General features: G+C 25.8%; 17 protein-coding genes. 1 reads left to right on the top strand and 16 read right to left on the bottom strand.

Annotated features, from left to right (window positions below; translation table 11 throughout):
• Positions 1 to 121: 121 nt before the first annotated feature.
• Positions 122 to 583, bottom strand: a complete 462-nt coding sequence (locus BM020_RS03685) for a DUF4411 family protein (RefSeq protein WP_074798247.1) — start codon at positions 581 to 583, stop codon at positions 122 to 124.
• On the bottom strand, positions 583 to 1,734 hold the full coding sequence (locus BM020_RS03680; RefSeq protein ID WP_074798245.1) for an ImmA/IrrE family metallo-endopeptidase: 1,152 nt from the start codon (positions 1,732 to 1,734) through the stop codon (positions 583 to 585). Before BM020_RS03680 ends, BM020_RS03685 begins: the two co-directional genes overlap by 1 nt.
• Before the next feature lie 286 nt (positions 1,735 to 2,020).
• On the opposite strand from BM020_RS03680, the gene BM020_RS03675 reads away from it, so the two are divergent.
• Positions 2,021 to 2,389 (top strand): hypothetical protein, encoded by a 369-nt coding sequence (locus BM020_RS03675; RefSeq protein ID WP_082762122.1) that lies wholly within the window; start codon positions 2,021 to 2,023, stop codon positions 2,387 to 2,389.
• Positions 2,390 to 2,610: 221 nt separating this feature from the next.
• Here the strand turns inward: BM020_RS03675 and BM020_RS03670 are convergent, their stop codons facing one another.
• The 14 genes from BM020_RS03670 to BM020_RS03600 form a co-directional block, all read right to left on the bottom strand.
• Positions 2,611 to 3,990, bottom strand: coding sequence for an MATE family efflux transporter (locus tag BM020_RS03670; RefSeq protein WP_067146797.1), 1,380 nt, complete (start codon positions 3,988 to 3,990; stop codon positions 2,611 to 2,613).
• A gap of 115 nt (positions 3,991 to 4,105) precedes the next feature.
• On the bottom strand, positions 4,106 to 5,140 hold the full coding sequence (locus tag BM020_RS03665) for a TIGR01177 family methyltransferase (protein ID WP_074798243.1): 1,035 nt from the start codon (positions 5,138 to 5,140) through the stop codon (positions 4,106 to 4,108).
• A 96-nt stretch (positions 5,141 to 5,236) separates the two neighbouring features.
• A complete protein-coding gene (locus BM020_RS03660) occupies positions 5,237 to 6,442 on the bottom strand; it encodes a geranylgeranyl reductase family protein (RefSeq protein ID WP_074798241.1) in 1,206 nt (401 codons plus the stop codon).
• 202 nt (positions 6,443 to 6,644) lie between these two features.
• Positions 6,645 to 8,570 carry a PH domain-containing protein gene (locus BM020_RS03655; protein ID WP_074798239.1) on the bottom strand — a complete coding sequence of 642 codons (1,926 nt, stop codon included), beginning with the start codon at positions 8,568 to 8,570 and terminating at the stop codon, positions 6,645 to 6,647.
• A gap of 270 nt (positions 8,571 to 8,840) precedes the next feature.
• A complete protein-coding gene (locus BM020_RS03650) occupies positions 8,841 to 9,137 on the bottom strand; it encodes a putative quinol monooxygenase (RefSeq protein WP_067146805.1) in 297 nt (98 codons plus the stop codon).
• Positions 9,138 to 9,394: 257 nt separating this feature from the next.
• Positions 9,395 to 10,078 carry an NADPH-dependent F420 reductase gene (gene npdG, locus BM020_RS03645; RefSeq protein ID WP_074798237.1) on the bottom strand — a complete coding sequence of 228 codons (684 nt, stop codon included), beginning with the start codon at positions 10,076 to 10,078 and terminating at the stop codon, positions 9,395 to 9,397.
• A 226-nt stretch (positions 10,079 to 10,304) separates the two neighbouring features.
• Entirely contained in the window at positions 10,305 to 11,381 is a 1,077-nt protein-coding gene (locus tag BM020_RS03640; RefSeq protein ID WP_067146809.1) for an NAD(P)-dependent alcohol dehydrogenase, read from the bottom strand.
• A 534-nt stretch (positions 11,382 to 11,915) separates the two neighbouring features.
• Positions 11,916 to 12,752: a helix-turn-helix transcriptional regulator gene (locus tag BM020_RS03635; RefSeq protein WP_074798235.1), complete on the bottom strand. Its 837-nt coding sequence runs from the start codon at positions 12,750 to 12,752 to the stop codon at positions 11,916 to 11,918.
• The gene (locus BM020_RS03630; RefSeq protein WP_067146813.1) at positions 12,730 to 13,590 is read right to left on the bottom strand and encodes a helix-turn-helix transcriptional regulator; all 861 of its coding nucleotides are present in this window, start codon (positions 13,588 to 13,590) and stop codon (positions 12,730 to 12,732) included. Before BM020_RS03630 ends, BM020_RS03635 begins: the two co-directional genes overlap by 23 nt.
• A gap of 674 nt (positions 13,591 to 14,264) precedes the next feature.
• Positions 14,265 to 15,539 (bottom strand): proteasome-activating nucleotidase, encoded by a 1,275-nt coding sequence (pan, locus tag BM020_RS03625; RefSeq protein ID WP_074798233.1) that lies wholly within the window; start codon positions 15,537 to 15,539, stop codon positions 14,265 to 14,267.
• A gap of 464 nt (positions 15,540 to 16,003) precedes the next feature.
• Positions 16,004 to 16,516: a multiprotein bridging factor aMBF1 gene (locus BM020_RS03620; protein WP_067146815.1), complete on the bottom strand. Its 513-nt coding sequence runs from the start codon at positions 16,514 to 16,516 to the stop codon at positions 16,004 to 16,006.
• A gap of 266 nt (positions 16,517 to 16,782) precedes the next feature.
• Positions 16,783 to 17,202, bottom strand: a complete 420-nt coding sequence (locus BM020_RS03615; RefSeq protein ID WP_067146816.1) for a DUF356 domain-containing protein — start codon at positions 17,200 to 17,202, stop codon at positions 16,783 to 16,785.
• 539 nt (positions 17,203 to 17,741) lie between these two features.
• Positions 17,742 to 18,968 carry an Mfer764 family protein gene (locus BM020_RS03605; RefSeq protein ID WP_067149027.1) on the bottom strand — a complete coding sequence of 409 codons (1,227 nt, stop codon included), beginning with the start codon at positions 18,966 to 18,968 and terminating at the stop codon, positions 17,742 to 17,744.
• Between the two features lie 59 nt (positions 18,969 to 19,027).
• The gene (locus tag BM020_RS03600) at positions 19,028 to 19,525 is read right to left on the bottom strand and encodes an Mfer763 family protein (RefSeq protein WP_067146817.1); all 498 of its coding nucleotides are present in this window, start codon (positions 19,523 to 19,525) and stop codon (positions 19,028 to 19,030) included.
• Positions 19,526 to 19,642: the final 117 nt, after the last annotated feature.

Genomic DNA, 19,642 nt, shown 5'->3' with positions numbered 1-19,642 from the left:
ATTATTAAGTGGACTTCTTAATTTTTATAAGGAATATTTGCTTTATTCCCATCATTTAAAGTATCACTAATTAATATATATTTAAATTTATAAAATTATCACTTAAATAATTTATTATTTTTTATATTTTCACATTAGCTTCTCTTAAAAATTCAAGAAAATCCATATAAGGAATACCACATTCTTTACAAACAAAAGCTATTTTTCTTTTAGGATTTCTATTTAAATTTTCTTGAGATACTACACTAACTGTTTCATTTACCATAGCACATGCAATTAAATGAGGATCTGCCCAAGGCCCATCTTCCTTCATACCGTTTATTTTAAAAACTTCAAATCGCTCATCTGTAAGAATTTTATTCATAGCATCGGATTCTTCTTCAGTTAATTCTCTAAAATATTCTTCATAATCTTTCCATATTTGTTGAGAATCTTCTAATTCTTCATATACTTCTCTTACTGAAAAAAGAATATTCGCTTCAAATAATTTAAATACTTCATCCCATAAAGTAGGTAAAATATCATAGGGGTATTTTTCTTCAAAATGGATTAATGAAGAGGAATCAATGATAAACCGTTTCATTATTCTCCCCCATATAATCTTTTATATAAATTTGGAATGAATTTTTTATTTAAATTAGTGAATTTAGAAAAATCCCCTCCATGGATTATACCCTCTTCATAAGCTTGTAAAACAATAGCACAATAAGGTTCTCCATTATATTTTAATCGATTATTGAAATAATTTCCTCCAGAACCTTTAGATTCTTTAGTAATTTCTTCAAAATCTTCTACTCTACTTGTGTAATCATATTTACCAATATGCTTATCATCATATAGTCTTCTAATGATTACATCTTCACTAACCCCATATAAATGAGATAAATTATTAATTGAGTTATTTGATAGTAAGTCATCATTAATATTCTTAATTAAATCTTCTTTAGGAACTAAGAATTCACCTGCAACAGCATTAGCGAAAACTTCTTCTTCAATATTTTCATCATCTCCACATATTGCACTTTCTCCTAATAATAAATGAGTTAATTCATGGAACAATGAAAAAATTCTACCATTAACACTATCTTTACCATTTAATAAAATTATAGGAACTTCATTATGAAAAATACACAACCCTCTCATTTCTTTAATTGAAACTCCTTCAGTTTCAAAGATAAGTACTCCTAATTTTTCTGTAATAATGTTCTTCCATTTATTTAAAAAATTATAATGTTTTTTGTCTAATGAATTGTTTTTCCTTATCCAAGTTTTTTGAGTATCTAAATAAATTCCTAATTTTTCACGAATATAAGTAGAAACATGTTTTTTATTTAATGTTCCATCATATTTGTCAAATGAAGGAATATCCTCTTCTAATTCATATAATAAATCTATATAATGTTCTCTTCTATTTTCAGCTTTTCTTATTTCTTTAATTAAATCCGGAGACTTAGTTTCAAAAAGAAATTTTGTATCGAGTTTTCTATAGTTAACTAATTCTGGCAGATTATTGAATTTAGGTACTGTGTCCATGAAGAAAAATGCTGTTGGAATATTATATCTTTTACTTACTTTTCTTAATTGATTCCAGGTAGGTTTAGTTTCTCCATCTTCCCATGATCTATATCTTGACTTAATTTCTACAGGAAGTTTATCTTCATAACCATCTGTAAATCCAGCATATTTTCTAGCCCATTTCATCATATTAGGATTAATTTTAGCTCTTATTATCATTATTACTAAACCTCCTTTTAATCTTTTATCTTATTTATAAAAGTCATATATATTATATTTTATTATTTCATTTTCAATAGTTATCTTTCATACAACATTTATTTAAATTATCTATATTTAAATCTATTTTAAATAGCTTTTTTATTCTTTTTTAATAAAAGATTAGTTAGTTAATAATAAAGTTTATATTATATGAAACATTAATAATAATCAACAACAAAAATTGTAGAAAATTTAGCAATAGTTTAATTTAAATCATTATTAAGATTATATTGGAGGGAAAAATATGGTAAATAGAGAAGACTGTGTAATATTTAAACAGGAATATGGTAATGAATTATTAGTTGAGCAATCATATGTTAAAATTAGATCTAAAGAAGATGGAATAATGTCTTTTAACCTTAGAGTTCCTAAAGAACAAATAAATGACATTGAAACATTTTTTAAAGGATTTAAAATTTCTGAACCAATACTCATAGATATTGCATGTACTGGAAATATCCACTGTTACTTTAAAGGAATTTCACCAATCATTGAAAAACCTGATTATTCTTTTATTTCAGCTACTGTTCAAGAATTAAAACAAGAAGTAGTTGATGAAGAACAAGAAATTGGTGTAGCAAGCCATGAATGTGTTGGTTGTGGATTACACTAAAATCCCCGCTTTTTTAGCCTAATGTAAAAAGCCTGGATTAAAATTTTTTCACTAGTTTGGAGTAATTACTCTTAAACTATTTTTTTACTATTTTTACTGTTATTAAAAAGATATTGGACTATTTCAATATCTTAACTCTTTTTAACAATATTTTTAAATATTAATAATTTAACTCTTTTTAACAATATTTTTAAATATTATTTTCAAGTGATAAAATCTCTTTAAACACTATTTTCAAGTGCTAAACACTCTTTTTTAAATTTCCTTTCATAGATTAAAATAGATCCAAATCCAATAAAGCAACCTAAAATCATACCAATTATTGCACCTAAATAAAGACCAAATATTCCCATTTTAAATGTAATTGCAAGCAAATAAGCAAAGGAAATACTTAAAATTAATTCTCTTAAAATTGTAAGGCTTAATGATTTAAACCCAGAACCTACACCTTGATAAACATAAGCGGCAGTTGCTCCAAAGGGTATAAAAAGATTATAGAAAACCATAATCCTTAAAACCTCTGCTGTCCTATTAATCATTTCTGTATTTCCAGAGATAAAATTAAAAGATTCAGAAATTGGATAGGCAAATACAAAGAATACTGTGCAAATAATTAAAGTTATAATAAAACTAATAAATGTTGAATAATTAATAGTTGTTTTAAAATTCTTATAGTTTTTAGCACCATATGCCACACCTGAAACTGTTATAGTTGCTATTCCAATGGAGATACAAGGTAAAAAAGCAATTGATACAAATCTCCAAACAACTGTAAAAACAGCTACTTCCATAGTTCCAGCAGTTATTATGATTAAATAATTAAAGCAAATCCCAACAATTGAATAGATCAATTCTTCACAACTTGCAGGTAAACTTACAAGAAGAATTTCTTTATAAATTTCTAATTTTCTATTATAATATTTTAAACTTAATTTTATAAAAGTATCTCTTTTAATTAAATACCAATACAACATCAGAAATAAATTTGCAGATGTGGATAAAACTGTAGCAATAGCTGCTCCTTTAATGCCCCAATTAAAGTAATAAATCAATATTGGATCTAAAACTAAATTTAAAACTGCATTTAATACTAAAGGCCAAGTAGCTCTTTTTATATCTCCTTCTGCCCTAAAAAGACTTGAAATTACTGCTGGAGATAGGATAATAATATTTGCAAAGAAAATTATAAATCCATAATCCATTGCATAATCAATTACAGAACTAGCTCCAAAGAGAATAAGCAAATCTTTTAAAAAGAGATGGCCTATTAAGAAAAGAAAAATAGATATGATAATTGCAATTATTATACTGTGCATAGCAGCATTATTAGATTCCCTATAACGTTTAGCACCAATATAACGAGATATTAAAGAATTAGCACCAGCTCCAATACCCACTCCAAAACCAAGGATAACTAAATATAATGGAGACATAAATCCTAAAGCAGCAAGAGGTCCAGAACCAAGTCCTCCAACCCACATACTATCAATAAGGTTATTTGCAAACATCAAAAGCATAGATAAAATAGTGGGATAAGCTAGTCTATTAATAGCTTTCTTAGGATCCCCAATAATTGATTCAATATTTTTATTTGTTTGCATTTTAAACCCTCCCTATAAATAAAAATAATAATATAATAAAAAAATAAAAAAATATAAGATTTTCTATAAAAAATAAAAATAAAAAATAGTTTGCTCCACAGAAATTAAATATAATTTAATGAATTTTAGCTATCACAGAAATGATACGAGTTAAACTTCTATGCATTTTAATTTCATACCTTTCCAATAATATGAAACCTACATCCCTAAGTAATGAATCTATATCTAATGAATCAGGACTGGCCATTACTAAAAGAGCATCTTTCTTCATACTATGTTCAATTGATTGTAAAAATTCACTAAATATACCGGAAGCACCTTCACCACAGGTAGTTGTAGAAATACCATAAGGAGGATCAGTAACAACTGCATCAGCTTCCTCATACATTTCAAGTTCACGAATATCTACAACATGAGTTTTATAATCAATTACCCCTGCATATTCTAAATTAGTAGCTGTACCTCTCTTCATTCTCCAATCGATATCACAACCTACAACTTTAGCACCAATAAGCCCTGCTTCAATAAGGATTCCACCAGTTCCACAGAAAGGATCTAAAACTAAATCCCCTTCATTAACACGAGATAAATTAACCATACAACGTGCTAATTTAGGACTCATACAACCAGGATGGAAAAATGGTCTTTTATGAGGCTTCATATCTTCAAAATACTTTTTATTAAACTTATATTTACCAAAACATAAATAAAAATTATCACGATATGCTACAACTCTAATAAATGACTTTGGATTAGATAAATTAACTGAAATATTCTCTGTATTAGATAAAATTAAATAACCAATTCTTTTTTCAGTACCTACCGTATCTATTTCTGTATTAAAACGTTTTACCCTAACTGCAAAATTTTCATCCACATAACCAGACCAATCAATAGATTTAACAGTGCTATCTAAGTCTTCACAGTCACATTCACTTATTAATTGATGAACCTCATGGGTATAAGCTAATCTTTTAACAAGTATTTTATAATAATCATCAAAAAGATCTTCATTAAGCTTTCTTAGAATAACTAATCCCGGACAAACTATTTCAATATCAGTTTCTATATTTTCAATTTCTAAAACTGCTCTAAGTTCAGCTAAGGGTAATTTATCATGTTCTTGTGATAAGATTAATAATAAATCCATTTTTTATCTCCATTTTTAATAGTCTAATAAATTTAATAATCTAAAAATAAAATATCTAATAATAAAACAAAGCAATAATCTAAAAGTACCATCTAATCATAATAACCAAATCTTAGCTAATTCTTTTTTATGAATTTTAGGTAATAATGATAAAATCAAACCTCTTTTTAAGAATTCTTTAACAAGTGTTGATTGATTATCCATATCCCCATATTCAGATATTAATTTATCTGCTTCTTTTTCTTTTAATTTCATAAAAAAATAATCTAAATCATCATCAGATAAAGTAGATAATGTTTTTTGAACTTTAAACTGATAAGATATTTCATTTAAAAATCTTTTCTCAAAATCTTTTTGATAATCTTTAAAAAGATTCGCTAACATATCTAAGTCATTTTCAGCCATATCTAAATTTAAAGCTTTAATTATATTCTTTTTAGCTATTTTAACTGTTTCAAAACCTATTAAAAGGCCTCCACCAGTAGTTGGTTTAACTTGTGAAGCAGCATCTCCAATAATTAAAGCTCTATTTTTATACAGTTTATTGTCTTTATTATAAATAGGTATTTTACCTTTGTATTTTTCAATTACTTCAAAATTGTCATATTGAAAATCATTTTCTAAAAAATCATTTAAAATTTCTCTTTGCTTTTTATAATCATAATTAGAGAATAAACCAACTCTAAAAATATTTTTATAAACTGGAATTATCCATATAAATCCAGGAAATAAATTTTCATAGGCAAATAAATCAACAAATGACATATCTTTAATTCTATCAACTTTAACTAAATATTGGGATGCACAATAATAATTAAAATCATTACCAATAGTTGAAGAAACTAATGAAAGTGGCCCATCTGCACCAACGATAATTTTAGATTTAATGGTTTTCTCTTCAGAATCATTTTGAAATAGGACTTTACCTTCTATATCATCAATAGTTAACACTTTAGAAGATAAATAAGAATCAACACCCTTTTCAATAGCTCTATTGTATAAAAATTGATCTAATCCAACTCTATCGATTATTAAAGCTTGGTCTTCTTCCTTAGAAACAGCAAAAGAATGATTTTTACTATGTAAAAAAGCACTTTTTACTTTATTTAAAATTAATTCTTTAGGAATTTGATTGAAATCCAATACTCTTTTATTAATGATACCTGAGCATTGTAATGGTAAACCTATTACTTTCTTTTTATCAATGAGACATACTTTGATATCTTCTTTAGTTAATTCATATGCTAAAGTAGAACCAATAGGACCTGCACCAACAATTGTAACATCATAATCAAAACTCATATTTTCCCTACATCATCAATAAAAAGAGTTATAGCTAAAAAGCTATAATAAAAATTTTAATAGTTTCTTAAAAGATTAAAAAATAACCTAATATTAAATTAAAAAATAATCTAATATTAAATTAAAAAATAACCTAATATTAAATTAAAAAATAACCTAATATTAAATTAAAAAATAACCTAATTTTAAGAATGATAAAAAATCATCTCCTAAATTTTCTAGAATGTTTTTTAAATAAATCTTCAGAAGTTTTTTCTTTTTTATCATTTTCTTGATTAGAATTAGACTCCTCATAATTAGCATTATCTTCATAATGACTACTTTGAGCATACCTTTCATTATTTCTTCTAGATTTTTTGTAATTTCTAGGCTTATTATAGTTATTATACTCAGAATTATCTTCATAATCTAGATTTCTAGACTTATATCTATTCTCTTTCTTATAAGGTTTAGGAGAATAATTATCTGAATAATCATCATAGCGATTATTATAATATCTTCTATGGCTATCTTTTCTTAAATCATTATGTTGATTTATGTAATCATCTCTAGGAGCATGATAATTAGAATCATAATCATCTCTTAAAACTCTAGATTTCCCTCTATCTGAATTGGATTTATAAGACCTACCTTGATTATAATCATCATATTCTGCATAATAATCTCTATCATCATAATTTCTATTATAAGAATGATAATTAGAATTATTTCTTTGATTATACGATTGATTATAATCTCCACCATTTCTTTGATTATACGATTGATTATAATCTCCACCATTTCTTTGATTATATGATTGATTATAATCTCTATTATCTCTTTGACGGAATTGATTATTAGAAGGTTCAAATTTAATATTACTTTCCATATCATGCATAGCTTGGTTTATTGTATTATCAAACTCTTCATCAGTTATATTTTCTTTATAAGAATCTTCTTTTTTATTACTAGAAAATGGATTAAATCTAGAAAGCCCTTTAGATTTTTTATTATTTTCTTCAAATGATTCTTGATAATAATCCTCTTTATTTTGATTATAATTTCCTTTAGAAATAGAATTATCTCTCTCTGGATTATAGTGACTATGAACATAATCTCTAGATTCTTGATAATCTCTTTGAGCATCTAAATTATTCTGATGGAATTCTTCATAATTATTTGCAAAATACTTTTTAGGGTTTCTTCCATAAGAATCTTTAATAGCTCCAGAATATTGATGATCTTGATTAGGATTATAACTCCTATCATCATAGGTATTTCTATAATTTGAATCATAATCTAGATTTTGATATGGATCACGACTATCATAATGAGAACCATAACCCTCATTTTTCTTGTAATAAGAACTATCATAGTCATAGGCATCATAGTTAGAATTATTATAATCTTGATTATATTTAGAATCATTATAATCTCTTCTAGAGTTTTTAGCTCTACGCCTTATTTCTCTAAGTTGTCTTTTACGTTCTTTAGCATCTGCTAATTCTAAATCATCTAAATCTTCCATACGCCTATAATGAGTATGTTCATCTGAATGAGGTCTTATTGGATTGAAAGTGGGGCCATTATCAAAATTATCATCATAAAGATTATTTCTTCTAAGATGAGTTCCCCTAATATTTTCAAATATAATGTTTTCAATCTTTTTTGGACTAGAAACATCTTTTAACTCAAGATCTTTCCCATCATAGGCACTGTATAAATTTATTGTGCCAACTGAAAAAATTTTTCCTAAAAGACTCTGGGAACGACTAACATCTTGAATAGTGTTAAATGGCATATAATTTTTCTTTTGTAAAAGAATACCCTTTTCAACAATAACTCTACTTTCAGTGATTGTATATTTAATTGAAGTCCAAATTAATAGTTTTAAGATAATGTATAAGAATACAATCATTATTAAGACAAAAATAGCTATTGCAAAATAACGAGTCATTGGAACTTTAGTTGATTCAATCAAATAAACATTCATATTCCCAATATAGCTAATTCCTGCAGAATATAAGAAAAATAAAAATCCAAGCACAAACATAGAGATTAAGATTCCCTTTGAATAAAGAAAAATATTAGGTTGTGCCTCATATAATATTTTTTCATTAAATTCTTCTTTTTTATCTTTACCAAACATTAGTAAATATTTATAATTTTTATTTTAAATATAGTTTATGTATATACACCAATATATTTTTGAATTTATAAAACAAAAAGAATTTTAAAATTTCAATAAATAAAATAATTAATTTAATCATCACCCTGTATATTAAAGAAAAAATAAAAAAAGAGATAAAATAAATAATACAAACATTACAAGCTTAAAAAAAAAAGAAAAAAAGAGATAAATAAATAATACAAACATTTACAAGCTTAAAAAAAAAAGAAAAATAAAAAAGAGATTAAATTAAAGATCAGTAGCTTCTGCTTCGTAAACATCAATTATGAGGTCTTGAGCAACTAAATCTGCAATATTTTTTCCAAATTTAATGAAATGTTCAGTTTCTAAATGTGCACCTAATACTTCCTTAGATTCCCATTGTTCAACAAATAATAATACTCCATCTCCAGTATTAGAATACAAGTTATAATCTATATTTCCATCTTCTTTTCTTGTGTTTTCAATTAAATCTTGAGCAAATTCTACAATTTTTTCACAAGATTTTTCATCTTTAGGGATTGCTTTTGCTAAAACAACTATCATAAAATCACCAACTAACTAAAATAATCAAATATATTTCATTTTAATAAATCTAAATAAATATTTTTTAAAAGATAAATCAAAATGAAAAAACAATATTTCCAAATAAAATAATCCTAAAGTTAAATATATTAGAAAATTATCTTGATATGAAAGTGATTTTCTAAATATTTAACCTGGTTGAGAAAAAATATCTAATTTTTCTTAAAAAAAATTTTACCAAAAACTATTGGTATAACTAAAAACATTAGGTTTTAAAATCAATCTTCAAATTGAGGAATTCCAGTAATTCTAAGTCCCCCATAATGAGATCTATATTTAATGTTTAATCCAATTAACAATGGAGTGATTTTTTCAATAACTCTTGATTTTTCTAAAATTCCAGTATCAATTGTTCTAACTCCAGGAAGTTTGTTAATAAGTTCTGTAGCTACTTCTTTTGCTTCATTATCATCTCCTGCAATTAAGCAATCACAATCTATATCATTTGGAATATTAGATAAATGAGAGTTACTTATATTACAGAATGCACAGATTACTTTTGCACCAGTTCCATCAAGAATACTTGCGGTTCTTTCTGCTGCTGAACCTTCCATTAGATCAATGAAACGGAATGGTTTTCCACCAATAGCTGTTTCAAGAGGTACAGTTGCATCCAACACAATTTTATCTGCACAGAATTCTTTAATTCTTTCAAGAGTAGGTTTTTGAGCTGATAATGGTACAGTGAGAATTAAAATATCTCCTGCTTTGGCAGCATCTTCATTAGCCATACCAACAATATTCAAATCATAATCCTTAAGTTCTTCGATAGTTTCTTCAACAATTGTTAAAGCTTTTTCTTCTTTACGAGACCCTACAATAACTTCAACACCTTCAATTGCAAATCTTTTTGCAATTCCTAAACCTTGTGGGCCAGTTCCACCTATAATTGCAACTTTCATTTTATCCTCCCAGATAATTAATCAAACAAATATAAGCATTTAATGATTAATAAAAATCGTTTTAAACTATTTAAATTAAAAATACACTAAATCAAAAAATTAAAAATACAATTAATCAAAAAAATTAAAAACAAATTTAATTAAAAATACAATAATAATCTAAATTTAAAAAAAGTAATGGAAAAATCCATTACTTTAAAATAAAATTTTTACACCATATAAAAACTTAATCAAGATCTAGCATTACAACAGGTTTAATTAAGTCTTTAGGTTTTTCTTTCATTAAATATAGAGCATCTTCAATTTTATCGAGACCTTTAAATTTATGGGTAACTAATAGTTCAGGGTCTTGTCTACCATATAAAGCTAAGTCAGCAAGTCTTTCCATTCTTACTGCTCCACCAGGACATAATCCATTGTGGATACTAATATTAGACATACCACAACCCCATTCTACACGTGGAATCAATACATTGTCTGCACCACTTAGGTAGTTAACATTTGAAACAGTTCCTCCTGCTTTTGCAGAGGAAATAGCTTCTTTCCAAGTGTTTTCTAAGTTACCACCAGCAATAATTACAGAGTCTACACCTTCACCACCAGTAAGTTCTCTTACTTGTTCATCAATTGGCCCTTCTCTGTAGTTAATGATGTCAGTTGCACCATATTTTTTAGCAACTTCGACAGATATAGGACGAGTACCTGCTGCAAATAATCTACCTGCACCTAATAATTTAGCACCTGCAATAGCAGAAAGTCCTACTGCACCAATACCAATAACAAGTACACTGCCACCTAAAGGAATATCAGCGTTTTCAGAACCCATCATACCAGTAGACCACATGTCTACTAACATCACTGCTGCTTCATCAGATAATCCATCAGGCAAAATAGTTAAGTTTGCATCAGCCATGTTTACATGGAATCTTTCACCAAATACACCATCTTTGAAGTTGGAAAATTTCCAACCACCAAGAGGTTCAGTTGTTTGTGATGGGAATCCTCTTTGGGAAGCTTCATCATCCCAGTCTGGCGTAATTGCCGGTACAATTACTTTATCACCCGGTTTGAATTTTTTAACTAAACTACCTACTTCAACAACTTCACCAACTGCTTCGTGACCTAAGACCATATCAGTTCTCTCACCGATAGCTCCTTCCCACACAGTGTGAATATCTGAAGTACATGGTGATACACAAGTTGGTTTAATAATTGCATCCATAGGTCCACATTCAGGAACTTCTTTTTCTACCCAACCAGTTTCACCAATTTTTTTCATTGCAAATCCTTTAAAAGTTGCCATAATTTCACCTCAATAAAAACAAAAGGTTTATAAAAATCTATTATTGTTTTAAAATATCTAAAAATATATAAAAAACTTTTAAAAGAAAATTTTTAAAAATTGGTTTAAAAAAAACTTATTTCTAAAAAAATATGATAAAAGCCATCTAATTTAAATAATAATAATAGAAATAATATAAACATTTGTTTAATAAAGGTTTAATAAATTTTATATATAAAATTTGCTATTTTTCAATACATATTTATCAAATTAAAGAATAAATATAAAGTTAATACTATTTTTAAGACTTTAAGATAAAATTTTATCTAAATGAAATTAAATTAAAATATTAATAAAAATTATGAAAATAGTAATAAATCTAATAAAAAGAAAAAAATTTAGATTCAAATGATAAAAAACAAGTCGATGATAAAAATTCAATCCAATGATATAAATTAAATGTTTAAATATATAAGAAAAAAATTAAATAAAATAGCCAAAAAAATAACTAAAATTAAAAGTGACTATAAAGAAAAATAGTAAAAAACTAAAAAATTATTTAAAAATGTAAGTTTTATAAGAATTATAGAACCTATAAGCATCACTTAAGCTAGATAAATCCTCTATTAATAACATCTCAGAACTATCAAAGACCACATCATCAAAGAAAAGGTACAATGAAGCAAAGGTATCTGTAGCAGTGAAAAATATATTAGCTAAATCATCAACCATATAATAATTAATTTTTTTATCTCTTACTAAAGACTTAAAATAATTATCTGAATCAGATTTTAATATTAAATCATGAATGTTTTTAGTAGTTATTAAGTCTAAATGACCTCCATGATTAATTAAAGCCTCATTAATAGAATCCATGAAAATTTTAGAGTATACTGGTAAAATCATAGAAATTTCCGTAGATTCTTTAATATTTTCCAAATATACATTAATAGGCTTTGCAAATTCAGTGATTGTTGATTTTACTAAAGTTGAATTATTAAAGAATAATAACTCCTTTAAAAATCTGTTTGGAATAGATTTAATCGAATGATTTTCCCAAAATTCACTTTTAGAATCGATACTTTCACAATCATACATTAAATTCTCTATATTTTTTGCTAGTAAAAAACCTATAGAGCTTATAGCATAACGTTTATCAGGCAATCTGGTAATTAATTTACATCCTTTTAATTCATTTAAACCACGAGATATATTAGCGGATTTTCTATTAAACTCAGATTCTAATTCTTTTATTGATTTTGTAGATTCATATAAGCTAAATAATAATTTTAATCTTATCTCAGATGTAATTATAAATTTTAATAGATTGAAATCTTCTAAATCACTTATTCCATCAAAAAATTCAGAATTAATAATTTTTCCCCCTTCCATCAGGATAAATAATATAATCTAGTGAAACATAATCACCACATAATTTTTCATACTCTTCAAAAAGTTTTAATCCAAAATTTATAGCTTCTTGGTTAGTTGAAGTAATTACTGCATTTTGATTAAATTGACCATTTTTTGTATAAAAAGCTAAAACTAAACATTTATCAGAAACAGTAAAAGCAAACTGAATATTAGAATCATTAGGTTTTAATTTGACATGCTTATTTTTAATAGCCGGACTTTTAGGTAAATAATCTTTAATAAAATTTTTTACAGCTTCAGAAACTGCATCAGGAAGAATTAATTCTACAGTACAATCATTATCAATCCAATAACTAATAATATCATAATGGTTAGGATGGAAATAAGGAAATATTCCTTTTAAAAATTTAAAACCCATTAAAGAATCTTGAAAAATCTCAGTAGGCTTAAATAAATCAATATTATTAGATTCTATTAATTTAGAACCTTCAAGGGCAGATAAGTCTTTAATAGTGTCTATATTTATATCAATAAGAGACTGGTTTAAAAAATCAGAATTATCTCTTAAAAAATTGGTGGTCTTATTAAAATAAAGTATATTTGTTAATTTAAGTTTTGTTTTATTATATAAATAGAATTTATCATCTATACTAAAAATAAACTTTCTCTGTTCTAGTTTATTTATATTGTCTAAAATAGAACTATAGCTAAAATTAGTTCTCTCTTCTATCTCTTTTATTGAAGCTGAAGAATTATATAAATAGCCTAAAATTTCCAATCGAATATCCGAATTAATTAAAAATTTAATATCCTCTTGAAAATCTTGAAAATATTCTTCATTAAATTTAGTTGACAAAATAATGCTCCTATATTCTTTAATTATAACTATCTATTTTCTAATATATATAAACTTTTAAAAAATAAAGCTTAAAAAAATAATTATTTCAAATAAAATCTCTGATAAAACACTAATAGAACTAGAAAACACTTACTTAAAGTTTATAAAAGTTTTTTATATTTTATTATATGATTTATATTAAGGGTTTTGTTAATTAGAAAAATAAGTTATAATTATATATTAGAACTAGAAACTATTAGAAATAATTATTAGAAATAATCTAAAATTAAAAAAATATTGGAAAACTAAAAAAATAGGGTTATTCAAAGAAACATTAAAAAAATAGAATAATGGCCTCAGATCGCCCATCATTCATCACATATCAGAGCTCATAGGGTTCATCACAGGCCATTATATGATTATAATAAATTAATAATATTAAAAAATAAAAAATCAATTTTACTAAAAGAAAATTAAAAACCAACTTTATGAAATTTTACTAAAATAAAACTAAAAGAAAATTAAAAACCAACTTTATGAAATTTTACTAAAATAAAACTAAAAGAAAATTAAAAACCAACTTTATGAAATTTTACTAAAATAAAACTAAAAGAAAATTAAAAGCTTTATGAAATAAAATTTAAAATGAAATAAAAATAAAATCAAGAAAAGAAAAAAGTAAATATTTGGAATTAACCAAACATCACTCCACCATTTTCATTTAATTGACCACTTTTATTTTTACCCATAATTTTATCAATTGCATCCATAAAGTCTTTACTGTAAATTTGGTCTCTTTCTTCACGAATAGCAAACATACCAGCTTCTGTACAAATAGCCTTTAAATCAGCACCAGAAACACCATCAGTAAGTTCAACTAAAGTATTTATACTAACTTCAGGAGCTATATTCATTTTTTTAGTATGAATTTTAAAGATTTCACGTCTGCCATCTTCATTTGGAGCTGGAACTTCAATAAATCTGTCAAATCTTCCAGGCCTAAGTAAAGCTGGATCTAAGATATCTGGCCTATTAGTTGCACCAATAATACCAATATCTCCACGAGATTCAAAACCATCTAACTCTGCAAGTAATTGCATAAGAGTTCTTTGAACCTCTCTATCTCCACTGGTAGAACTTTTAAGTCTTTGTGCAGCAACTGCATCAAGCTCATCAATAAATATGATACTTGGTGCTTTTTCTTTAGCAAGCTCAAATACTTCTCTAACCATTCTTGCTCCTTCACCAATGTATTTTTTAACAAACTCAGAAGCAACGACTTTAATGAATGTAGCATTAGTTTCATTAGCTACTGCTTTAGCAAGTAATGTTTTACCAGTTCCAGGTGGTCCATATAACAAAATACCTTTAGGTGGATCGATACCAACTTTTTCAAATAATTCCGGATGTTTTAAAGGTAATTCTACTGTCTCTTTAACTTCAAGAATTTGATCATCTAAACCTCCAATGATGTCGTAAGTAACATCAGGTTTAGTTTCAATTTCCATTCCAGAAACATTTGCATCCTTCTCAGAAGGTAATACCTCAACAACACCAAAGGTTTGTTGATTTAAAGCTACTCTAGAACCAGGACGTAGTAATTTTTCATCTAAAAATTTTGAATAATTAATAAGGAAATTTGGTCCTGTACTACTTTTTACAGTCATTCTGGAATCATCTATAATTTCAGTAATAGTAGCTAATATAAGCGGAGGTGATCTGAATCTTTCTACTTCACCTCTTAATGATTTTAACTCTCTTTCTAAACGTATTTTTTCGTTTTCAGTTAGAATTTTATCTTTTTCAAGCTTTCTAACTTTCCACATAAGATTACGTTTAGTTTTTGTATTTTCTGCTTTAAGTAAATCTACTTCTTTTTGAAGTTCTTCACGGGTTTTAGGTTCTTCTACTTCTTCTATTTTAGCAGAGCTATTAATATTTTGAACTTCATTTGGAGAATCTTCCATATTATACTCCTCCTTTAAGATTATAATATTTTAAAATATAAATTTTAATTTAAAGATTATATTAAAAATTATATTTGAATTCTTAGTTTGTATAATTTTTTAAATATTTTTACAACGAAATTTCACATTAAAAAGATAGATTTTAATAATTAAAATTAATCAAAATTCTTTAATTTTTATTATAATTTTTATCAAAACCTAAATATTCGTAGATTATAAAATAATTTATAAGTAGTAATATATAAAGTTTTTCTTAATATTGGTAAGAAAAACAATTTAATAAAAAAATTTTAAAAAAAATTAAAAAAGAAACTGATATAAATTAGATGATAAAAATGAATCATAGACAGGAATCATAAATATGAATAATAAAGGTAAATAATCCAATAAACAATTAATAAACAATTAATAAACAATGCAATCAATCATAAAAAAATTAAAACAATAAAAAAATGACTGTAAGATTATTTTCTTTTTATTTTTACAACACTTCCTAAAGTATTTGGTCCTGATGCAGAACTTTTAAATGATTCTAAATCCATTGCATCATATTTTTCAATTAACGCAATATTTAAAGTCTTTTCAAATTTTTTAGCAAGTTTTAAATCAGGTTCCATCTTTCCAGACTCTATCCTATTAATTACTGAAACCTTTTCATAAATCTTAGCACCTAATTCTTCTCTAGTCCAGCCTCTAGATTCACGAGCTTTTCTAATTATACTACTATAATCTTCAGCTAACTCATCAATTGCTTCTTCTCTAGGTCTTCTTTGAATGTTCCCTCTACTTCCTTGAGGTTTATTTTGGTTTTGTTTTTTAGCTTTTTTATTTCTTGAGGTGAATTTTCTCTCAAGAGCTGTGTCTTTTTGAACTCTACCAAATTTAGAACATTCTTTACAAACTTCTAAAACTGAACCGTCAATTTTTGTTCTTATAGGCTTACCTTCCATAGGTTTACCACATATTTCACAATTCATACTTAAATATATGTTATCTATTTTATATATACTTTTAAATTAATTTTAAGTATATATTTCACTTATATATTTCACTTAATCAAGTAATCAATAACTTTATAAATTATATTAAAATAAAGCAATGAGAAAATAGGAAGCAGCTAAAAAATAGAAAATTAACATAAAAATAAAAAATAGGAAACTAAAATAAAATAAAAATAGAAAAAACCAAAATAAAGGTTAAATAATAAAAATATATCTTAAAAATCGGAAAGCATATTAAATGATTAATTATAATTATTTAAAGACTCATTACTGTTCTTTTTATTAGGTTTATAATCTTTCATTTGAGTAGATTGATTTTTACCTGAATAATATCCTCTAAAGACCTTTGCATCATTTAAAACTTTGTTTAATTCTTTATAATCATCATAACCATTGCTAATAACAACAATATGAGCTGGAGGATGAATTTTTTTTATTTGTACAATTGCAGTAGCAGTATCTTCTTTTATACGAAAAGCAGTAGCAACCTTTGATTTAGTTCTTAAAGGAGCTTTTAATATATTTTCAACAATTTTATCTGCAAATTTTGCATCAATCTTTTTTGGTTTTGTAGTTAAATTTAACTTTGCATGTCTTTCAACATCTGCAATTGCATTAAGAATCTTTGAATTACTTTCTCCTCTAATTAATACTAAAGCCATATTATCACTATTATTACATAATTTAATCAAAAATAATGATTTTAAATTAAAATTTAAAAAGAATTTAAAACCTACTAAAAATAAATTTTATAAAAATTTTTAAAAAATATGAAAAACATTAAATGATTAGATAAAAAATAAAATACAAATCATAACAAAAATAATTTATATTAATTAACACAATAGGTAATTTATATTTCTTTATTTAAATAGATTTCTATTAAAAACTAATTAAATTACATAATAAACAATAAAATTTATAAAACTAAATAAAAACAAATAAAAATTTAAAAAAATTGAATAATAATTAATTTTAATTAAATGAATAAAAAAATATAGAAAAAATATAGGGAAAATATAGGGAAAATATAGAAAAAAATGAATAAATAAATAAAAATAAGACATTTAAAAAAAAGCCAAAAATTAAAAAATAAGAATAAAAAATAAGACATTAAAAAAAAGCCAAAAATTAAAAAATAAGAATAAAAAATAAGACATTTAAAAAAATAAAAATAAAAAATAAATAAATTGGTAAAAATTTAGGATATGCGATCTCTAAATGATTTAAGCAATCTTGTTCTAAATACTACTAAAACTATTAAAACAAAACCAATTGCTGTTTGAATAGAACCTAAAATAGTAAGCACGATAGAATTAATAGGTAAATTCCATGCAGGAGAAGTTCTACCATTTGGTAAAGGATTATAATATACACCTACAGCACGAACATCTGGTTTTACATTTAAATCACTAGGTTCTACATAATCTACTCCAACAATAAGACCATTATTAATACCCTTATTAATAGAACCTGCTATAGTCGATGCATTATAACCATACTTCTTAACAGATGCTTTTACTACTTCACGAGTGATATCGGCCAATCCTCCTTTTTCACTTCCATAAACAGAAACAGAAACAGAGTCTTTAGATACAGTGATAGCATTAATTAAAACATCTGTAGCAGAACGAACCTCTAATTCATTATTACAAATTGGACAGACATTATAATTTTCTGCATCAGGATAACCAGTTGCCCAACCACAATGTAAGCAAACTTTAGAATAATTCTCATCCATTGGATAACCAGTAGTATTTACTTGATCTGGTACAAACATATCTCCAGTACTAATTAATGAAACAAGGTTTACTGCACCACCACCATATTTCTCACCAGAGTCTTTAGCAACTTCTTCCATTGCCTTTCCAACGATATAAGTAGCAGGATACCCGTCCCTAATCATTTTACCAATGTTTACTGCAGTTTGTCTACGTACACGGTCTGCAGTACCAGACATAGGGTTACCATGACTGTTTCTTAAGTGAATAATAGCTCCTTTTGAACCTTGAGGTAATTGCACAACACCACCTTCATGGTGAGTAACTCTAATAGTTCCATCATTATCTACTACAACAAGATATGCATTATAATCTCCACCAATAGCTGCTCCCATTGAAGGTCCGCCGATAACTAAACGAATACCATCAAAACTACTAGCTAAAGCAGCTGCAGATGCCGGACTTGAACCATGTTGCATTGCTCCAAGTGCATCAATAATCGCATAGTTCCTTTCTGTACCATTACCTTCCCCTCCTGAAAGCACAGCATAACCATCATTTTTTGACATAATAAATGAAGATTGGAACATATTATTTGCAAAGGACATACTTCCTGCAGCAGCACCATTAGGATCTTCACCACTTGGATCGGTAATAACAATTACATTACAAGTAGCTGAAACACTAGCCATAACTGAAAAGAGCATTAAAACTAAAAATACCAAACCAATTATTATATTAATTTTTTTATCCAAATTTTAACCTCCTATCCAGCAATACTGTAATTATAAACACTTGTTGATTTACCAAGATTAGAATTATCAGAAGAAGTAGTACTATTTCCTGTAATATTAATAGTTGAGAAATCTTCAATAACTGTAACAGTAACAATACCAGTTTGTTTATTTACAGTAACATCAGCTCCTGCAATAGGAGCAATTTTAGTACCTGGAATTGTTGATCTTCTAACGAATTTCTCTGCATTAACCTCGGCCTCAGTCACAGGCAGTTCCCTTATTGATGTTCTAAGAATATCTCCATCAATATAACTACCTTCTCTTAAACCAGAATTTTCAACATTATAACGAATACTGTCAATAGGAACAATATCATTTCCTTTAACAATAATACCTGCAATAGGTACTCCTTCAGCGACTTCAGCAGAGGATGCATATGCTACATAAATTATTAATCTACCACAAACAATTAAGATAAAAGCGAGTAGTAAAATTATTAAAGTATCTCTCCTAATTTTAATAAACATAACATGCCTCTAAAATATATAAATTTAAATAAAATTTTTTCAATAAATGTATTTTTATAATTAAATTATATCTAATCATTACAAATCTAAAAAGAAATGCAAATAAAATATAATATA

This window comes from Methanobrevibacter olleyae (genome assembly GCF_900114585.1).
Lineage (GTDB): Archaea > Methanobacteriota > Methanobacteria > Methanobacteriales > Methanobacteriaceae > Methanobrevibacter > Methanobrevibacter olleyae.
This window is presented reverse-complemented; position numbering and strand designations above follow the sequence as displayed.